Here is a 16,595-nt window from a genome sequence, read left to right as displayed (position 1 = left end):
TGATCCTCAATATTGGCCGCGCGGCGGCAAGCCGAGGCGCATCTGCCCATACATCGTCGACACCGTCTGCCAGTTCACGCTGATGTGATGCGCCACCGCGTTGATGTCGCGCCAGGCGCGCTGCACGCCGTTGTCGAGCTGGATACCGGTGCCGCCCACCACGTCGTAGAGCGCGTTGATCGCCTCGACGCACAGGCGCACCGAGTAGGCATGGCCGCGCCGCAGCGTGATGCGTTGCTCGGCGCTCAGCTTCGCGCCGGCGTTCACCAGGTCGGTGACCTGCTGCAGGTCGCGCTGCAGAATCAGTTGCGCGGCGTCGACGGCGGCCTCGGCCTGCGCCACGGCCGACTGCACATGGCCGAACTGCGCGATCGATGCCCCGCCGCCGGCAAATGCGCCGCGCGTGGCGCGCGCCGCGATGCTCGCGACGAATTCGTCGATCGCGCCGCGCAGCGCGGCCACGGCCGGGTTCGCGAGCAGCGGGGGAAAGCCGCTCAGGAACGGCACGCGATACAGGGCCGAATCGTGCAGGCCGGCGCCCGGCGCTTCCTGTTCGAGCACTTCGGCGAACGCGACCGTGCGATGCGAGGGGACGAACACCTCGCTCTCGATCGCAATGTCCTTGCTGCCGGTGCCCGCGAGCCCGACCGTGTGCCACGTGTCGACGATTCGATAATCGCCCTGCGGCACGAGCAGGAAGATCGGTTTCGGCGGTACGCCTTCCGGCTGCTCCACCATCGCGCCGAGCGACAGCCATTGCGCGTTGTCGCTGTTGCTGCCGAAGCTCCAGCGGCCTTTCAGGAGATAGCCGCCGTCGGTCCGCACGGCCTTGCCGGTCGGCGCGATGCAGGACGCGAGCAGGGCGTCGGGCGTGTCGCCCCAGACGTCTTGCTGCGCGTGCTCCGGGAACATGCCGAGCACCCACGACGCCGCGGCGCTCAGCCCGTAGCACCAGCCGGTGGACGTGCAGCCCCGGCCGATCTCGAACGCGAGGCGGCGCAATGCCTCCAGGCCCAGCTCGGCCCCGCCGAAGCGGCGCGGTTGCAGGACCCGATAGAGGCCGGTTTCCTTCAAGCGTTGCGTGACGTCGTCCGACACGCGCCGGTCGATCTCGGTCTGACGCGCCCGCTGCGCAACCAGCAGGCGCACCTCGGTGGCCGCGCTCATCAGGCGCAGGAAGGCTTCATCGTCATCCGGCGTGGCGGAATACGCGACAAACGACGGGGCAAGCGGGGCAGCCTGCCGCTCGGCGATGCTTGGGGTCAATGTCATTGCGATACGCTCCTAAACTATTGCAAAAGCAACCAAACCATGGTCGAATTAAATCAACAAATAGTTGGTTTTGCAACCTTTAAGAACGATTCGAACGACTAGGAGATACCCGAATGAACCCCCGTCCCATCTTGCCGCGTTGCGGTTGCATCGATGCCCATACGCATGTCGTTCCCCATGATTTCCCCGCCTATCTCGGCCGCCGGCCGGACGCCGCGTGGCCGTCGATGCGCGAGGCGCGGCCCTGTCACCGGCACGTGATGATCTCGGGCAGCGTGTATCGCACGGTGTCGAATCAGGCCTGGGATGCCGGCGTGCGGCGCGACGACATGGATCGCATCGGGGTCGAGCGGCACGTGCTCTCGCCGATGCCCGAGTTGCTGTCGTACTGGCTCGAGGGCGAGGACGGCGCGTTGCTCGCGCGCTATCTCAACGAGACGTTGGCCGACATGTGCGCCCATGCGCCGGGCCGGTTCAGCGCGCTCGGCGCCGCGCCGCTGCAGGATTTGGATCGCGCGATCGGCGAGCTCGAGTTCGCCGTCGCCGAACTGGGGCTGGCCGGCATCGAGGTCGGCAGCAACGTGAACGGCGTGCCGATCGGCGACGCACGCTTCTGGCCGTTCTTCGAGGCGGCGCAGGCGCTCGGCGCGGCGATCTTCGTGCATCCGCTGCGGCCTGCCGGCATGGAGCGGCTGGTCGGCCCCGCCTCGCTGGAGCAGATCGTGGCGTTTCCCGGCGAGATCGGTCTCGCGGCGGCGTCGATCATCACTGGCGGCCTGACCGCGCGCTTCCCGCATCTGCGCATCGCGCTCAGCCACGGCGGCGGATCGATCCAGGCCCTGCTGCCGCGGATGCAGTTCGCCTGGGAGCGCCAGATCGCGTTGCGCGAGGCGATCCCGGTGGCGCCGGTGGATGCCGCCCGCACGCTCTATTACGACGATCTGCTGTACGGCTCGGTGGCGATTCGTTCGTTGCTCGACACCGTCGGCGACGATCGCGTGATGATCGGTACCGACTATCCCTTCGCGATCATGGACGACGATCCGGCCGCGCGCGTGAGCGCGCTGGGGCTCGACGCCCGCGTGGAAGAGGCGTTGCGCTGGAGAAACGCCGCGGCGTGGCTCGGCATGGAGCCCGGCGCGGCCGACCTGACGGGCGTGACGGCACGCTAGGCGACGGCGCCGCCGATATGCGGCGCCGTCGTCCGTGCGTGTCGGTGGCTATTGCCTCGGGCCGCTCGCGGGTGCGTCCGCTTCGGCATGATGCGGTGGCACGCCGCAGTGGAAGCTGCTCGCGGCGTTGGGATCGCCGGCTCCGTTGTAGATGGCCTCGGCCGGATACGGGCAGATCGGCCGCTGCTGCTGCACGCCCTGGGCGGGATCGCCGTTCACGAATTTCGTGGCGATCAGCTCGGCCGGCTTCACGCCCCGTTCGACCCATGCCTCCAGCGCGCTCACCACATCGTGCTCGGGGTCCGGCGACACGGCCGTGTAGTTTTCCTGACCGATGTTGTCCGGCCCGATGCCGGTGCCGCAGTGGCCGATGCCCGGCAGCATGAAGAGGCGATAGAAATCCTGCGTGGCCCGCAGATCGCCTTGCGACGAGGCATCGACCACTTCATCGTAGTACTTCACCGTGTAGCCCGGCTGCGCGACCACATCGTCCCATCCATGCCATTGAATCAATTTGCCGCCCGCGCGCTGGAACGCAGTGAGATCGGGATCGACCGCATTCACCTCGTCGCCGAAGTTGCGTTCGAGAATCGGGAAGTCGCGTGCGAGATCGAAGTTCGAGCCGTCCCAGTTCGGATCGCCCAGGCCGATCCGATAGTTGGCCACGCCGAACCCGGCCGGGCCGTTGGTGAAGCCGAAACGGTTCTCGTCGTGCTCGGAGCCGGGCGTCATCGCGGCCATCAACCATTGGCCGGTGCGCGGGTCGCGCAGTGCCGATTCGTTGGCCTCGACCGCTTGCGCCTGCTGCGGCGTGAGACAGCCGGCCGCATTCTGCCCGGCCTTGCAGCTCAGCGAGGCCGGCTGCCAGTGGCAGGCGCGCGGATCGCGGATCTGCCCGTCGGTCAGGCCGTCCCGGGCATCGCATTGCGCCATCTCGGCGGCCTGCACCCGGGTCAGCAGCGAGGCGCCCGACGCGCCGACGATGCCCGCTTTCGCCCAGTCGAGGGTCGTGACGAGCTGCTTGGTGGCGTTGCCGGTGTAGTCGGCGACGGCCGAGCCCGCGATGATGCCGTCGAAGTCGCGCGGGAATCGCTGGGCGGATTTCATCGCCTCGCGGCCGCCGTCGGAGCAGCCGTTGAAGTACGCATGGCGTTGCGGCTGGCCGTAGAAGGCCGCGATTACCCACTTCGCCTTCTCCGCCAGTTGATGCACGGCGCGCCAGGCGAAATCGGTCACGCGTTGCGGGGAGCCGAACGCGAACGCCGTGTCGTAGGCGCCCTGGCTGGCCGTGTGGCCGTCGTCGGTGATCGCGGTGGCGTAGCCGCGCTGCAATTGGCCGACCATTTCGCCCCAGTAGAACGTGCCGCCGAGGCCGTGGTTGCCGGACTGCTGGTAGCGGTGGTTCCAGGTGGCCGTCGGCAGCCAGATCTCGATGCCGATCGCGGAGCCGGATACCGGGCTGACGGTCGCCGTCACGCGACAGAACGCAGGCAGGTTGGAATAGGCCACCGTGCTGCCGGGCGGCTGGTAGGCGCCGGCCGGAATCGACTGCGCCGTGTGGATGACGGTATCGGGCAGATGCAGCCCGAGCAGTTGCTCGCAGGTGGCGGCGTGGGCCGTGCCGGCCGCGCCTGCGGCGATGGCTGCGGCCAGCGTCATGCGAAGCCGTCTGACGCGGCGGGCGTCGCCGCGGGAGCGATTTGCGGAATGCGATTTCATGGTTTCCTCTCGGTTGGGGGAATCGGTGGGAGTCGGCGGATCGCGCCGCCTGGGTGCACAGGCAGCGCGTGTGCCTCGGGTTGCCGGCGCGAAACGGACGCCGGTCGACCTCGATGCGGGTTCAGGATGCGGTCGACGCAGCGCGCGACGCGCATCACGCGAGGCGGCGCGTCACGCGCTCGCCCGGCGCGCGAGCAGGCCTGTCGCCGGGGTATGCCGATTCATCGCCAGCAGGGCGACCAGGCCGACCGCCAGCATCCCCGCGAGCACGCGGAAATAGCTGCCGCCGGGGCCGCCGGCCTGCAGCAGCACGCCGCCGAGCGCGGTGCCGACGATGCCGCCCACCCGGCTCACGCCGACGCAGATGCCCAGCGCGGTGGCGCGGCAGGCGGCGGGATAGGCGGTCGCCGCGAGCGCATAGAGCGTCGACTGGGCCATGCCGCCGCCGAAGCCGGCCAGTCCCATGGCCGCCGCGACGCCGCCCGGCATGGCGGCGCCGTCGCCCAGCAGGCGGGGCAGGGCGACGGTCGCCGCCACGGTGATCAGGATCGCGAGCGTCGACAGGCCGCGCGAGCCCGCACGCGGCAGCAGGAGGCCCGAGACCAGCACGCCCAGCACCGCCGCGAACGTGTACGTGGAGGTGTCGGCGATCGCGTCGCGCAGTCCGAAGCCCGCGCCGGTCAGGATCGCGGGCGTCCAGCTCAAATAGGCGTAGGCGGTGTAGGAGAGCGTGAAGAAGGCGGTCCAGAGCCCGGCGTTGACGCGCCGGTTGGCGGGCGCGAGCAGGCGCTCGTCCATTGCGGTGGACGCCGTTTCGCGCGCGGGGGCGGGCAGCGCGTCGAGCGCGTCGAAGCCCATCCGCGCGAGCCACGCGCGCGCTTCGTCGAGGCACGCGCGGCGCACCAGGAACGTCAGCGATTCCGGCAGCAGCATCGCGCCCAGCACGGCGGCCGCCAGCGTGATGCCGCCGCTCGCGACGAACAGGCCGCGCCAGCCCGACACCGGGATCAGCCAGGCGGCCAGCACGCCGCCCAGCGTGCCCCCCAATGTGGTGCCGATCGACATCAGCAGCACCAGTTGTCCGCGCCGGCGACGCGGGCTCCAGTCGGCCACCAGCGTCATGGCGGTGGGTACCGCGATGCCGAATCCCACTCCGCTCAACAGGCGCATCGCGATCAACTGCGCGACGTTGCCGGCCAGCGCCGAGCCCAGCGTCGCCGCGCCGAACGTCACCACCGCGCCGAGCAGCGTGCGCCGCGCGCCGAGCCGGTCCGCCGCGATGCCGCCGCATGCCGCGCCGAGCGCCATGCCGACCAGCGCCGCCGACATCGCGGGCGCCAGTTGCGTCTTGGTGACGGCCCACGCACGCATCAGGACGGGGCTCGCGAAGGCGAGCAGCTGCACGTCCATGCCGTCGATGATCAGCACGCTCAGGCAAAGGGCGTAGACGAGGAGCTGTCGGCCGCCCACCGGCCGTGCCTCGATGAGGTCGTCGAACATGATGTCTCCGGTTTGAAATTCGTCAGGGCCGGCACGACGCGCGGGAGCGCGACGCCGTGCCGGGCCGTGCTTCGGTCAGGCGCGCGCCAGCGACGCCGTCAGCATCGCGAGATAGTCGGATTCGGAGGGGCGGGCGGGCGCCAGCCGGTTGAACGGGCTCGCGTGCGCGGCCCGCGCCAGCGCGGGCAGGTCGGCCGCCGCGTAGCCGAGTTCCGCGAGCGTCGCGGGCAGGCCGAGCTCGCGCATCAGCGCCGCGATGCCCTGCGCGAGCGTCACCGACGCATCGAATCCGAGCGAGGCGTGAATCGGCGCGCACCGCTCGCCCACGGCGGCGGCCGTGAAGTCCAGCGTCGCCACGAGCCCGATGCCGCTCAGGATGCCGTGGTGGAAGCCCTGGTCACTGCAGGTCAGAGCGACGGCATGCGCCGGCCCGAGCCCCATGCCGATCGACACGCCACCCGCGAATGCGGCCAGCAGCAACTGCTCGCGCGCCGGCACGTCGTCGCCGTGGCTCACGACGCGCCGCACGTGGCCGGCGACGCGCGCGATGCCGTCCAGCGCGATCGCCTTGCCGAGCGGGACGCTGCCCATGGACAGATAGCCCTCGATGCAATGCGAGAGCGCGTCGATGGCGGTGGCGGCGCTCAGGCGTCGCGGCAAGCTCAGCGTCAAGGCCGGATCGAGGATCGCGACGCGCGGCACCAGATGGCGAGACGTGAGGCCGGCCGAGGCAGTGGTCGCGTCCGGGTGGATGCCCGCCGACGGCGACGCCTCGCTGCCCGTGCCCGCCGTGGTGGGTATCACGATCAGCGGGGCGCCGGGGCCGAGCTCGGCGTCGCGCGCGCCGAAATAGTCGGCGGCCGAGCCACGATGCGTGGCGAGCAGCGCGATCACCTTGGCCGTGTCGATCACGGAGCCGCCGCCCAGCGCGATCACGCCGTCGCACTGCTCGCGCGCGTAACGCGCGGCGCCGCGATCGACGTCGGCGAACAGCGGATTCTCGGTCACGTCGTCGAACAGGACGGCTCGGGCCGCCGCGCCGCCGGCAGCCGTCGTCCTCGCCGCGAGCCCGGCCGCGACCACGCCGCGATCCGTCACCAGCAGCGGCCGCGTCACGCCGAGCGATGCGAGTTCGCTCGCGAGCGCGGCGAGCGCGCCGTTGCCGGACACGGTGCGCGGCACGCTGAGCGTGGAGAGGGCGGCAGGTTGGAGCGCCGTAATGGTCACAGTCGGTTCCTTGTTTCGATGCAGGGTTCGGATGGCGCGCGAGCCCGGGCTCGCGTGGTGCAGGGCAGACTATGTGACGGTTGCGAGCCAGGGCCCAGATGCCGGCTTCGATGCGCCTATGCGCCGCCGACATAGGTAGGACCCCGAACAGGTGCAATGCGGTTCATCCTCCGTTCGTCGACGACGATTCACCGATCGCCCGGGCATGCCGGATTCCATGCCCGGGCCTTGATAGCGAGCCATGCGACAGACCATGAAAATGCAACATTTGCGCGACCTGCTGGCCGTCGCGGAGAAGGGCAGTATCAATGCGGCGGCCCGGCACCTGGGCGTGTCTCAGCCCGCGTTGAGCCGCAGCATCCGCGAGCTGGAAAAGGAGATGGGCGTGCCGCTGCTCGAGCGCCAGGCCACGGGCGCCGCGCTCACGCCGATGGGCAACCTGTTCGTGCGTCGCGCGAGCACGGCGGTCAACGAGCTGCGCCGCGCGCGCGACGAGATCCAGCAGTTGCAGGGCACGGAGCACGGCACCGTGGTGGCGGGGGTCTCGTCGATGGCGCATCTGACGCTGCTGCACGAGGCGCTCGGCCCGTTCACGCAGCGCTATCCGAACGTGGTGCTGCGCGTCATCGAGGGCGTGTTCCCGATGATCGACGCCCGCATTCGCAGCGGGCAGGTGGATTTCTACGTGGGGCCGGCGCCGGAAGGCGGCACCCCGCCCGGCCTGCAGAGCGAGACCTTGTTTCCCACCCGGCGCGTGGTGCTCGTGCGTCGCGGCCACCCGCTCGCCCAGGCGCGTTCGCTCGCGGAATTGACCGAAGCGAGCTGGATCACGACATCGTTGACGTCGCAGGCGGAGCACGAGTTTTCCGGCGTGTTTTCCGGGCGCGGCCTCAAGGTTCCGAAGCTCGCGCTACAGACCGAATCCGCGCTGAGCTGGATCACCGCGATACTTGCCACCGACATGCTCGTGATGGTGCCGAAAACGTGGCTCGCCTCGCCGTTGACGAAGGATCTTGTGGTGGCGATTCCGATCGAGGAGACGCTCGCCGGTTCGCCGATTTCGCTTGTGCGTCGCAGCAGCGTGCCGCCCACGCCGGCCGGCGATCATCTGTGCGACCTGCTCAGGCGCGCCGCCAGCCGAATCGACGTGGCGTGACGCGCCGCGGCGTCTCGCGCCACGTCGCGCTCAGAACGTCGTGGCGAGGCCGATGCGCAGTGCCGTCTGGCGCGACGACGACGATTGCGACAGGCCGTTGATCCAGGCATCCGCGCCCGCGTCGCCGCCCGCCTGCTGGAACACCAGGTCGATGTAGACATCGGTGCGTTTCGACAGCCAGTACTGCGCGCCCGCCGTGACCTGATGCGCGAAGTTGTGGGTCAGTTGCGCATTGCCCTTCATGTACTGGTAGTTGATGCCGGCGAGCCACTCGGGGCCGAACCAGCGCTGCGCGCCCGCCTGCACGACCCAGATATTCGCGCCGGTCAGGGTGTTTTGCGTGTCGGTGAGCAGCACGCTGGCGGTGGTGTCGCCCAGCGTGTACTTGAGGCCAGCGCCATAGTTGCGAATGCCGTCGAGCCCGTTGTTCATCGACGGATAGCGCCGGTCGAGATAGGTCAACGCGGCCGCGAACCCGCCGGCGCGCGCGTTGAGCGCGAACGACATCGCGCGATTCGCCTCGAACGCGCCGGCGGTGCCGCCGAAGCTGTACTGCGCCGCCGCCGACACGCCGTGGAATGTCGGCGACGTGTATTTCACCGAGTTGGGAATGCCGACGCTGCCGAGCTGATCGAACTCGAACGAGCCGGTGGGATTCTGCGGCACGCCGAGCTTCGCGAATGGTCCTTGCCGCAGATTGAGGAGACCGCCATAGGAGAACGCCGCGTCGTAGCCGCCGAACACGAGACTGTCCATCATGACGCTGTACTGATTGCCGAAACTCAGGTTGCCATAGCGGGCGTTGTTCAACCCCACCAGCGCCGTGCGATTGAACAAGGTGCCCGCCGTGGTCATCGTTCCCGAACTCACGCTGAACTGCGACACCAGCCGGAAGATCGCCGAGGTGCCGCCGCCCAGATCTTCCCGGCCCTGCAAGCCGATCACGCTGGGAAACTGGATGGAATCCTGCAGGGCGAGCTGATGTCCGCCACGCACGTTCGTGACGTAGTTAACGCCCTCGTCGAGCATGCCGAACAGCGTGACGCTGCCTTGCGCGTGGGACGTCATCGATAGGCACGACAGTGCCATCGCGGATGCGATTCTTTTCATGCTGTCTCCAAACCGTTTTTTTGTGTCGAACCGGGTAGCGACGCCCCGCTTCTTGGGATAGGTCGGCCCGCCCGATTCGCGGGCAGGGCCGTTCCCGTGCGTGTTGCCTCTGATCGGGCGATTGCACGAAAATTTATTCAGTAAATCTAAATATCCGGGATGCGGCGCGCCGCTCGCGACAGCGCCGTTTCTTACCGCCGCATCACGGTTCGCGGCCGTAATCCCGGCCACGAACTGGCGGCGCGCGGTGCCTCAATGCGCGCGCGGCACGAAATCCTGCGTGATCTGCTTGTACTCGAGAAAATCCTCGAGCGAGGCGAGCCCGCCCAGGCGGCCCAGGCCGCTCGACTTGAAGCCGCCCTCCTCGAATTCCACGGCGAGGTTCGCCCAGCTGTTGATCGAGACGAGGCCGGCATGCAGTTGCCTCGCGACACGGATCGGACGATCCACGTCGCGGCTCCAGACGCAGGCGCTCAGGCCGTATTCGCTGTCGTTCGCCATCTCGATGGCCTGCGCTTCCGTGTTGAACACCTGCAAGGTCTGGACCGGGCCGAAGGTTTCCTCGCGCGCGATCGGCAGCGACGCGTCCTCGATCGCGAGCAGCGTCGGCAGATAGAACGCGCCCCCCGCCAGCGCGGGATCACCCGGCGGCCCGCCGCGCACCACCACGCGCGCCCCCGCCGCGATCGCCGCCTCGACCGCGGCATCGACTCGCTGCACCGCCGCCTTGTCGATCAGCGGGCCCATCTGGCTCGCGGCATCGCGCGCGGGGCCGGCGCGCACCGCGCCCAGGCGTTGCGCCAGCGCGCGCTCGAGCGTGTCGGCAAGCTGGCGATGCACCAGCACCCGGCTGCCCGTCATGCAGAACTGCCCCGCGAATACCGTGCAGGATTTTTCGAGCACGGGCAGCGCCGCGTCGAGATCGGCGTCGTCGAAGATCAGGTGCGGCGTCTTGCCGCCCAGCTCCAGGCCGACCCGCTTCAGATGCTGCGCGGCGACGCTCGCGATGGCGCGGCCGGTCGCGCTGCTGCCGGTGAAACTGATGGTCGGCACGCGCGGCGAATCGACCAGCAGGCGCGCGCCCGCGGCGCCCGATTCGATCACGACGTTGACCACGCCCGCCGGTATCTCGCGCACCGACTCGACGATCCGCGCGAGCAACGCCGCCGTCTGCGCCGCCTGATGAGGCATCTTGATCACCGCCGTGCAGCCCGCCGCCAGCGCCGGCGCGAGCGCGCGAATGCACAGATAGGCCGGCGAGTTCCACGGCACGATGAGCCCTGCCACGCCCACCGGTTCCCGGATCGACATCGATTGCTGCCCCGGGCGCGTCTCCATCACGCGGCCGAAGCCGTGCATCGCGAGGCCCACGGCGAAGCGCAGCGCGCGCGGGATCAGCGAGGCCTCGAAGCTTGCCTCGGGGCGGATCTTGCCGTTTTCCGCGCACAAGGTGTCGACCACCTCGCCGAGCCGCGCCTCGAACGCGTCCGCCAGGTGACTCAACGCGGCGGCGCGTGCGTGTGCGTCGCTGCGCCACGCGCCGAGGCGGAATGCGTCCGACGCGCAGTCGATGGCCTTCTGCATGGTGTCGACCGGCGCATCGTGAAAGTAGCCGATGACTTCGCCCGTGGCCGGATCGATGCTTTCGCGGCGAGGGCCATCGGCCAGCCACGCGCCGCCGATCCAGTGCCGTGCATCATGTTCTGCCTGCATGGTTTCTCCTTGTGAAATGGGTTGAACGTGCGTCGCGACAAGTGCGCAGGCTGCTGGTCATGTGGCGGTTCGCGCGCCGTCGCGCGCGATGCGTTCGAACAGCCCGGCCGCATTGCCACCCTCGACCGCGCGCTGCTCCGCGTCGCTGAACCCCAGGTCGCGCAGTCCGGCCAGCGTCGCCTGCGTGCCGCGCTCGGGCACGAACGGAAAATCGGTGCCGAGCAGCACGTTGGCGGGCGTCACGAGCTTCAGCAGCGCGGCCATCGAGATCGGATTGGCGGAGATCGCCGTGTCGTAGTACTGGCGGCGCAGCACCGGCATCACGCCGCCCGGCACCCGGCTCGCCAGCTTCTTGTCGAGGGAGCCGAGCAACGCCATGCGGGTGGCCAGATACGGCACCGTGCCGCCCGCGTGGGAGAAGATGAAGCGGATGTCGGGGCAGCGGTGGAACGTGCCGGAGAACAGCAGGCTCGCCACCGTGCGCGTGGTGTCGTGCGGAAACTCGATCAGTGAATCCGGCTGGTCCGGCAGCAGACCGCGGCTGCAACTGCATGAGGTCGGATGCACGTACACCACGGCCTTGCGGCGATTCAGTGCGTCGAAGACCGGCGCGAACGCGGTATCGCCGAGATAGCGGTCGCCGTAATTCGTCATGAGCCCGATGCCGTCGGCGCCGAGCGTGTCGAACGCGTGGTCGATCTCGCGGTGCGAGGCTGCCACGTCCGGCAACGGCAGTGCGGCAAGCGCACCGAAACGGCTCGGATGATCGGCAACCATCTGCGCCGCATAGTCGTTGCAGGCGCGCGTGAGGCGGCGTGTCTTCGACATGTCGCGCATCCACAGCGGCGGCGCGGACACCATGGCGCTCGTGATGCCCTGGCGATCCATCACGCCCAGCGAATCGGCGACGCTCCAGCGCGGCGCGACGCGATTCGGCGCGGGCGCGCCGATCGCCGCCTCGCCCATGGTCCTCCGGAACACCGGGGGCAGGAAGTGGTGATGCACGTCGATGCGCTGCACCGCATCCGGCGCGGGCGTCTCGTCCGGCGAGGCCGCCGAGGCGGGCACCATCCGGGCGGCCAGCAGGCCCGCCGTCATCATGCCGAGCCGGCGCCGCGCGGGGTTGGCCGGCGCTCCCGGCGGCATGTCGGTCCTGTTCTTGTCTTTCTGCATTTTGGGGTCGTCTCCTTCAATTGAACGCTTTGCCGCGTCGTGGGTGGCGGCATTTTATAAAGATTGCAAAAGCAACCAACATGGCGATGAATTTAAACGAGTGATGGTTGGTTTAGCAACTTTAATCGACGCTTGCCGGGCTAGGAGTAACCCGAGGAGGGCGCGCTTCTGCCGCCACGTTATGCCGGCAGGGCATAGGCGATGCATCGTCCGCATCTGGGCAGGCCGCTCCGGACGGCTCAGGCTATGCGATTCCCTGCGCCGCTGAGTGCGCTTGCTAACGGAATCCCAATGATGAAAATGATTTGCGTCGAGGAACATACGATCGACCTGCCGATTGTCGAGGCGGCGCGCCCGAAGGCGTTGGCCGAGGCGGCTTACATGACCGACTGGGGCTGGCGGGTGCAGGACCGGCCCGACGGTTTCGGAGACGGCCTGCCGCACCTGCAGGCGCATGCGACAGCCGTGGGATTCGCGCGCGAGATGGGGGCGGAGCGGATCGCGGCGATGGACGCGCACGGCATCGACATGCAGATCGTCTCGTACAGCAGCCCCTTGCAACTGGTGCCGGACGATCAGGCCGTGATGCTGGCGCGTGCCGCGAACGACCGTCTCGCCGCCGCCTGCGATGCGCATCCCACCCGGCTGAGGGGCTTTGCCGCGTTGCCGTGGCAGCACCCCGAAGCCGCCGCGCAGGAGCTCGAGCGCTGTGTCAAAAAGCTCGGCTTCGTGGGCACGCTGCTCGTGGGCCGGCCGGGCGAGACGTTTCTCGACGATCCCCGCTACGCGCCGGTGCTCGCCAAGCTGGACGAACTCGCGGTACCGATCTACGTGCATCCGGGCTTTCCGTTGCCGCAGGTGCGCGAGCCTTATTACGGCGGGCTGGAGAGGGAGGTGAGCGCGCGCCTGTCGTTGTTCGGCTGGGGCTGGCATCACGAAGCCGGTATCCAGGTGGTGCGCATGCTGCTGGCCGGCGCGTTCGACCGCTATCCGCGGCTGCGGGTCATCAGCGGGCATTGGGGCGAGATGGTGCCGTTCTATCTGCAGCGCATGGACGACATGTTGCCGGTGGAGGTCACCGGCCTCGCGCGTACCGTCACGCAGACCTATCGCGATCACGTGTATGTCACGCCGAGCGGCATGCTGAACCTGCCGCATTTCGAGTTCATCCACAAGGTGATCGGCGCGGATCGCATGCTCTACGCGATCGATTATCCCTACCTGACGATGACCGGCGCGCGCGCGTTCCTCGAGCAACTGCCGATCAGCGAGACGGACCGGCGGAAAATCGCGTTTCTCAATGCGGAAGAGCTGCTCGGGTTGTGAGCCCGGGCGCTATGCAATGCGACGCAATCCTGCGCAGGGTTTCGTCGTCCCGCGAGAACGTCAGGCCTCGGTGTTGTGGATGAAAAAGGGAGGAACGTCGGGGCCCCACTGATACAGCGAATCCTCGGGAGGGAAATCTCCGGCGGGCCACGCATGCCCGGCGCTCACGAAATCGATCTCGGCGGAAAATTCCGAAAACGATCCCCACGGGTCCATGACGTAGTGGAAGTAGTTCGAACCGAGGACATGACGCCCGGTTCCCCAACCCCGGCGGTATCCGGCCGCCGCCATTTGCGCCGCGCCGGTGCCGACCTCGTCGACGCTGTCGACGTCCCACGCCACGTGATGCCATCCCTTGGCCGTGCTCTTGGCGAACGCGACCAGATGATGATCGCTGCCGTGCGGCGCATGCATGAACGCAATGATGTCGGCCGAACGATCGGACAGCCGGAGGCCAAGCGCCTGACGATAGAACGCCACCGCCCGCAAGGTATCGGGCGTGAACAGCAGGACGTGGCTCATCCGGCGCGGCCGCACGGTCGGCGTCTTCGAGCGGGGCGGTGCGCCGCGCGTGTCGGCGCGCGGCTTGGGCGATACGCGACTCGCGGGTGAATCGGGCGACGTTTTCGGCCCGATGGTGACGCGAATGCGATTGCCGTCGGGGTCGACGAACCGCAGCGCGCCGGCGAGATCGGGTTCCGGGCGCTCGATGCGCCCGCCCGCCAGGATCACCTGCTGCCGCAACGTGTCGAGATCGCCGTCGAAACAGTTGAACTGAAGATAGGCGAGCGATTTTTCGTTGGACGGGAGCAGACGGCCCCAGCGGTGGCCGTCGAGGGCGCGCAGTTCCAGTTGCGTCTCGGCGCCGTGAGCGAGGTCGGTGACGGACAGGCCGAAGGCGCCGAAAAAATGCCGCGCCGCCTCGATGGACGGCACGTTCAAGGCGAAGTGATCGATTGAGTGGACGGCGACGGGCGCCTCGAGGTTCGAGCGATTCATGGCGGTTCTCCTGCGGGTGCTCGCCGCGGCCGCGCCGGGCATCCGGGCCGGCCGCGTTCATGCGATCGAAACGGTGGGGTCAGCCGCCGACGGTTTCCTGCGCGATCGGATTGCGCAGCGTCATGAAACCCTCCACGCTGACCTCGCAAATGTCGCCCGGCTTCATCAGCAGCCTGGGCTCGCGCGCCCAGCCGATGCCCGACGGGGTGCCGGTCACGATGACGTCGCCGGCCTCCAGCGTGATCGCCTCGCTGATCGTGGCAATCAACGTGGCGATGTCGAACACCATGCTGTCGGTCGACGCCGACTGGACCACCTCGCCATTCAGGCGCGTTTCGAGCCGCAGCCCTTTCGCCCCGGCGGGCAGTTCGTCGGCGGTCACGAATTCCGGGCCGAACGCGCCGGTGCCGTCGAAGTTCTTGCCGACCGTCCATTGCGGCGTCTTGAACTGGTAGTCGCGCACCGAGCCGTCGTTGAACAGCGCATAGCCGGCAACGTGGGTGAGCGCGTCGGCCTTCCCGATATGCCGGCCGCCGCTTTTCAGCACGACCGCCAGTTCCCCTTCGTAGTCGAGCGCATCCGACACGTGCGGCCGGATCAGTGGCGCGCCATGCCCGATCAGGCTGGAGTTGGCACGCAGGAACAGCGTCGGGTAGGCCGGCTGTTCGTAGTTGCTTTCCCGGGTGTGGTCGCTGTAGTTGAGCCCGACGCAGATCACCTTGCCCGGGCGCACGAGCGGCGGCAGGAACGTGATGGTGTCGATCGACAACGCGTCGACGGTGCGCGCATCGGTGCCGTAGGCGCGAAGGTCCACCCCGTCCGCCAGCAACTGGTCGAGCGATACCGGGCCCAAGACCTTGACGCGTGCGTCGGCCAGCACCCCCAGCATGCGCTGCCCATCCTGCTCAAACTGTACGAATCGCATTTCCTTGTCCTCATCGAAGATAAATCGGGATTCACTCGCATGGCGGCGTGTGGGGATGTCGGCCACTCGGCCAGCCGGCCCGCCCGCGTGTCAGCCTGCCGCGCCGCGTTGCGTCGCGACGAGCGCCAGCAGTTGCATGACCACGCCCTGGGCGAACCGGCACGCGTCCGGGTCCGTCAGGACGCCGTCGTGCACCTTGGCGCCGACGTGGGCGATGGCTACCTGGGGGGCGTTGATCTGACGTGACAGCGTGGCGGCGAAGAGCTGCTGCAAATGCGCCTGCGCGCGGATGCCCCCGAACTGGCCCGGCGAGAGCGTGACGAATCCGACCGGCTTGTCCTTCAGCGCGGAGGTGTAGGCCGGGCGCGACGCCCAGTCGATCGCATTCTTCAGGACCGCGGGCAGCCCGTGGTTGTACTCGGGCGTCACGATCAGGATGCCGTCGCAGCGCTCGACCTGCGCCCGGAGGGCCTGCACCGAATCGGGTGACGGGTCGCCATCGAGATCGGCGTTGTAGAACGGCAGCGCATCGAGCCGCGCAGTGTCGAACGTCACGTCGGCGGGCGCCGCGGCGGCTACCGCGCGCAATACCGCCGCGCTGTGGGATGCGCGGCGCAGGCTGCCGACCAGCGCGAGCAGCGTCGTGGTGCGATCGGCGGCGCTCATCGGGCTTGTCCTTCGCGCAGCCACAGGTCGTCGCTTGCCGTGAACACGCGCAGGTTTTCCGATTCCGGCGTGAGCAGATCCGTCGGCACCTTCGCGCCATGCGCGACCTGAAAATAGGCCAGGTGCCGGTAGGCCGGCGGATAGGGATCGAGGCCGGCCGCATCGAGGCTCATCCGGGCATCCGGCTGCACCGGATCGATCCGGCTCTTGTGGTAGACGGTGCGACGCAGCGCGATTTTCCAGCCATGCGGCGTCAGCACGAGCCGGTCCCTCGCGACGCCCCAGGCCGTGACGTCGACCTCGATGCCATGCAGGTGGCCGCGCAGCATGATTTTCATCTTGGTGGCGGCCAGCGCGCGCTCGCCGACGATATCCACGCGGCTCGCGCCGAATTCGTGCAGCACCTCGTAGTGGCCCTGGTTCATGCCGTTGCGGCATGCCGCGACGAAATCGGGCGCGGGCAGCGTCGCCCAGGAGGTCACCATCTGCCCGTTTTCGCTGTAGGCGTCGAGCAGCGATTCCCATCGTCCCTCGTCTCGATCGAGCGCCCAGTGCTCGATCAGGGCCCGGATCGAGGCGGCGTGGTGGGGATTGACGGCGTGGGTCATGCAATTTCCTTGATGATGGGAATGAGAGG

General features: G+C 68.6%; 14 protein-coding genes. 3 read left to right on the top strand and 11 right to left on the bottom strand.

Annotation, left to right across the window (positions count from 1 at the left end; translation table 11 throughout):
• Window positions 1–6: 6 nt before the first annotated feature.
• Window positions 7–1,272 (bottom strand): acyl-CoA dehydrogenase family protein, encoded by a 1,266-nt coding sequence (locus tag AB4850_RS10500; protein WP_414439757.1) that lies wholly within the window; start codon window positions 1,270–1,272, stop codon window positions 7–9.
• Window positions 1,273–1,385: 113 nt separating this feature from the next.
• On the opposite strand from AB4850_RS10500, the gene AB4850_RS10495 reads away from it, so the two are divergent.
• Complete coding sequence (locus tag AB4850_RS10495; RefSeq protein ID WP_414439756.1) at window positions 1,386–2,444, top strand: amidohydrolase family protein; 1,059 nt, start codon at window positions 1,386–1,388, stop codon at window positions 2,442–2,444.
• A gap of 48 nt (window positions 2,445–2,492) precedes the next feature.
• On the opposite strand, the gene AB4850_RS10490 is transcribed toward AB4850_RS10495, so the two are convergent.
• The 3 genes from AB4850_RS10490 to AB4850_RS10480 form a co-directional block, all read right to left on the bottom strand.
• Complete coding sequence (locus AB4850_RS10490; RefSeq protein WP_414439755.1) at window positions 2,493–4,103, bottom strand: tannase/feruloyl esterase family alpha/beta hydrolase; 1,611 nt, start codon at window positions 4,101–4,103, stop codon at window positions 2,493–2,495.
• Between the two features lie 231 nt (window positions 4,104–4,334).
• Window positions 4,335–5,663 (bottom strand): MFS transporter, encoded by a 1,329-nt coding sequence (locus tag AB4850_RS10485; RefSeq protein ID WP_414439754.1) that lies wholly within the window; start codon window positions 5,661–5,663, stop codon window positions 4,335–4,337.
• A gap of 75 nt (window positions 5,664–5,738) precedes the next feature.
• Window positions 5,739–6,890: an iron-containing alcohol dehydrogenase gene (locus AB4850_RS10480; RefSeq protein WP_414439753.1), complete on the bottom strand. Its 1,152-nt coding sequence runs from the start codon at window positions 6,888–6,890 to the stop codon at window positions 5,739–5,741.
• Window positions 6,891–7,143: 253 nt separating this feature from the next.
• On the opposite strand from AB4850_RS10480, the gene AB4850_RS10475 reads away from it, so the two are divergent.
• Window positions 7,144–8,046, top strand: a complete 903-nt coding sequence (locus AB4850_RS10475) for a LysR substrate-binding domain-containing protein (RefSeq protein WP_414439752.1) — start codon at window positions 7,144–7,146, stop codon at window positions 8,044–8,046.
• A 30-nt stretch (window positions 8,047–8,076) separates the two neighbouring features.
• On the opposite strand, the gene AB4850_RS10470 is transcribed toward AB4850_RS10475, so the two are convergent.
• From AB4850_RS10470 to AB4850_RS10460, 3 genes are all read right to left on the bottom strand, one after another.
• The gene (locus tag AB4850_RS10470; RefSeq protein ID WP_414439751.1) at window positions 8,077–9,156 is read right to left on the bottom strand and encodes a porin; all 1,080 of its coding nucleotides are present in this window, start codon (window positions 9,154–9,156) and stop codon (window positions 8,077–8,079) included.
• 252 nt (window positions 9,157–9,408) lie between these two features.
• Entirely contained in the window at window positions 9,409–10,869 is a 1,461-nt protein-coding gene (locus AB4850_RS10465; RefSeq protein WP_414439750.1) for an aldehyde dehydrogenase family protein, read from the bottom strand.
• A gap of 57 nt (window positions 10,870–10,926) precedes the next feature.
• Window positions 10,927–12,042, bottom strand: coding sequence for an amidohydrolase family protein (locus AB4850_RS10460; protein ID WP_414439749.1), 1,116 nt, complete (start codon window positions 12,040–12,042; stop codon window positions 10,927–10,929).
• A gap of 291 nt (window positions 12,043–12,333) precedes the next feature.
• Between AB4850_RS10460 and AB4850_RS10455 the strand changes: the two genes are divergently transcribed.
• Entirely contained in the window at window positions 12,334–13,368 is a 1,035-nt protein-coding gene (locus AB4850_RS10455) for an amidohydrolase family protein (RefSeq protein ID WP_414439748.1), read from the top strand.
• A 60-nt stretch (window positions 13,369–13,428) separates the two neighbouring features.
• On the opposite strand, the gene AB4850_RS10450 is transcribed toward AB4850_RS10455, so the two are convergent.
• From AB4850_RS10450 to AB4850_RS10435, 4 genes are all read right to left on the bottom strand, one after another.
• A complete protein-coding gene (locus AB4850_RS10450) occupies window positions 13,429–14,367 on the bottom strand; it encodes a VOC family protein (protein ID WP_414442000.1) in 939 nt (312 codons plus the stop codon).
• A 79-nt stretch (window positions 14,368–14,446) separates the two neighbouring features.
• Window positions 14,447–15,292 (bottom strand): fumarylacetoacetate hydrolase family protein, encoded by an 846-nt coding sequence (locus AB4850_RS10445; protein WP_414439747.1) that lies wholly within the window; start codon window positions 15,290–15,292, stop codon window positions 14,447–14,449.
• Between the two features lie 90 nt (window positions 15,293–15,382).
• Entirely contained in the window at window positions 15,383–15,958 is a 576-nt protein-coding gene (locus AB4850_RS10440; RefSeq protein WP_414439746.1) for an NADPH-dependent FMN reductase, read from the bottom strand.
• Window positions 15,955–16,566, bottom strand: coding sequence for a nuclear transport factor 2 family protein (locus tag AB4850_RS10435; RefSeq protein WP_414439745.1), 612 nt, complete (start codon window positions 16,564–16,566; stop codon window positions 15,955–15,957). Before AB4850_RS10435 ends, AB4850_RS10440 begins: the two co-directional genes overlap by 4 nt.
• Between the last annotated feature and the right edge of the window lie 29 nt (window positions 16,567–16,595).

This window comes from Burkholderia sp. 22PA0106 (genome assembly GCF_047497155.1).
Lineage (GTDB): Bacteria > Pseudomonadota > Gammaproteobacteria > Burkholderiales > Burkholderiaceae > Burkholderia.
The sequence above is the reverse complement of the archived record's forward strand: the minus strand, read 5'-3'. Positions and strand labels throughout refer to the sequence as shown.

Coding starts and splice junctions, on each gene's coding strand:
- AB4850_RS10475 (WP_414439752.1), top strand. CDS start 7,144: ATGAAAATGCAACATTTGCGCGACCTGCTGGCCGTCGCGGAGAAGGGC.
- AB4850_RS10460 (WP_414439749.1), bottom strand. CDS start 12,042: ATGCAGAAAGACAAGAACAGGACCGACATGCCGCCGGGAGCGCCGGCC.
- AB4850_RS10440 (WP_414439746.1), bottom strand. CDS start 15,958: ATGAGCGCCGCCGATCGCACCACGACGCTGCTCGCGCTGGTCGGCAGC.
- AB4850_RS10500 (WP_414439757.1), bottom strand. CDS start 1,272: ATGACATTGACCCCAAGCATCGCCGAGCGGCAGGCTGCCCCGCTTGCC.
- AB4850_RS10470 (WP_414439751.1), bottom strand. CDS start 9,156: ATGAAAAGAATCGCATCCGCGATGGCACTGTCGTGCCTATCGATGACG.
- AB4850_RS10495 (WP_414439756.1), top strand. CDS start 1,386: ATGAACCCCCGTCCCATCTTGCCGCGTTGCGGTTGCATCGATGCCCAT.
- AB4850_RS10455 (WP_414439748.1), top strand. CDS start 12,334: ATGATGAAAATGATTTGCGTCGAGGAACATACGATCGACCTGCCGATT.
- AB4850_RS10450 (WP_414442000.1), bottom strand. CDS start 14,367: ATGAATCGCTCGAACCTCGAGGCGCCCGTCGCCGTCCACTCAATCGAT.
- AB4850_RS10490 (WP_414439755.1), bottom strand. CDS start 4,103: ATGACGCTGGCCGCAGCCATCGCCGCAGGCGCGGCCGGCACGGCCCAC.
- AB4850_RS10485 (WP_414439754.1), bottom strand. CDS start 5,663: ATGTTCGACGACCTCATCGAGGCACGGCCGGTGGGCGGCCGACAGCTC.
- AB4850_RS10435 (WP_414439745.1), bottom strand. CDS start 16,566: ATGACCCACGCCGTCAATCCCCACCACGCCGCCTCGATCCGGGCCCTG.
- AB4850_RS10445 (WP_414439747.1), bottom strand. CDS start 15,292: ATGCGATTCGTACAGTTTGAGCAGGATGGGCAGCGCATGCTGGGGGTG.
- AB4850_RS10465 (WP_414439750.1), bottom strand. CDS start 10,869: ATGCAGGCAGAACATGATGCACGGCACTGGATCGGCGGCGCGTGGCTG.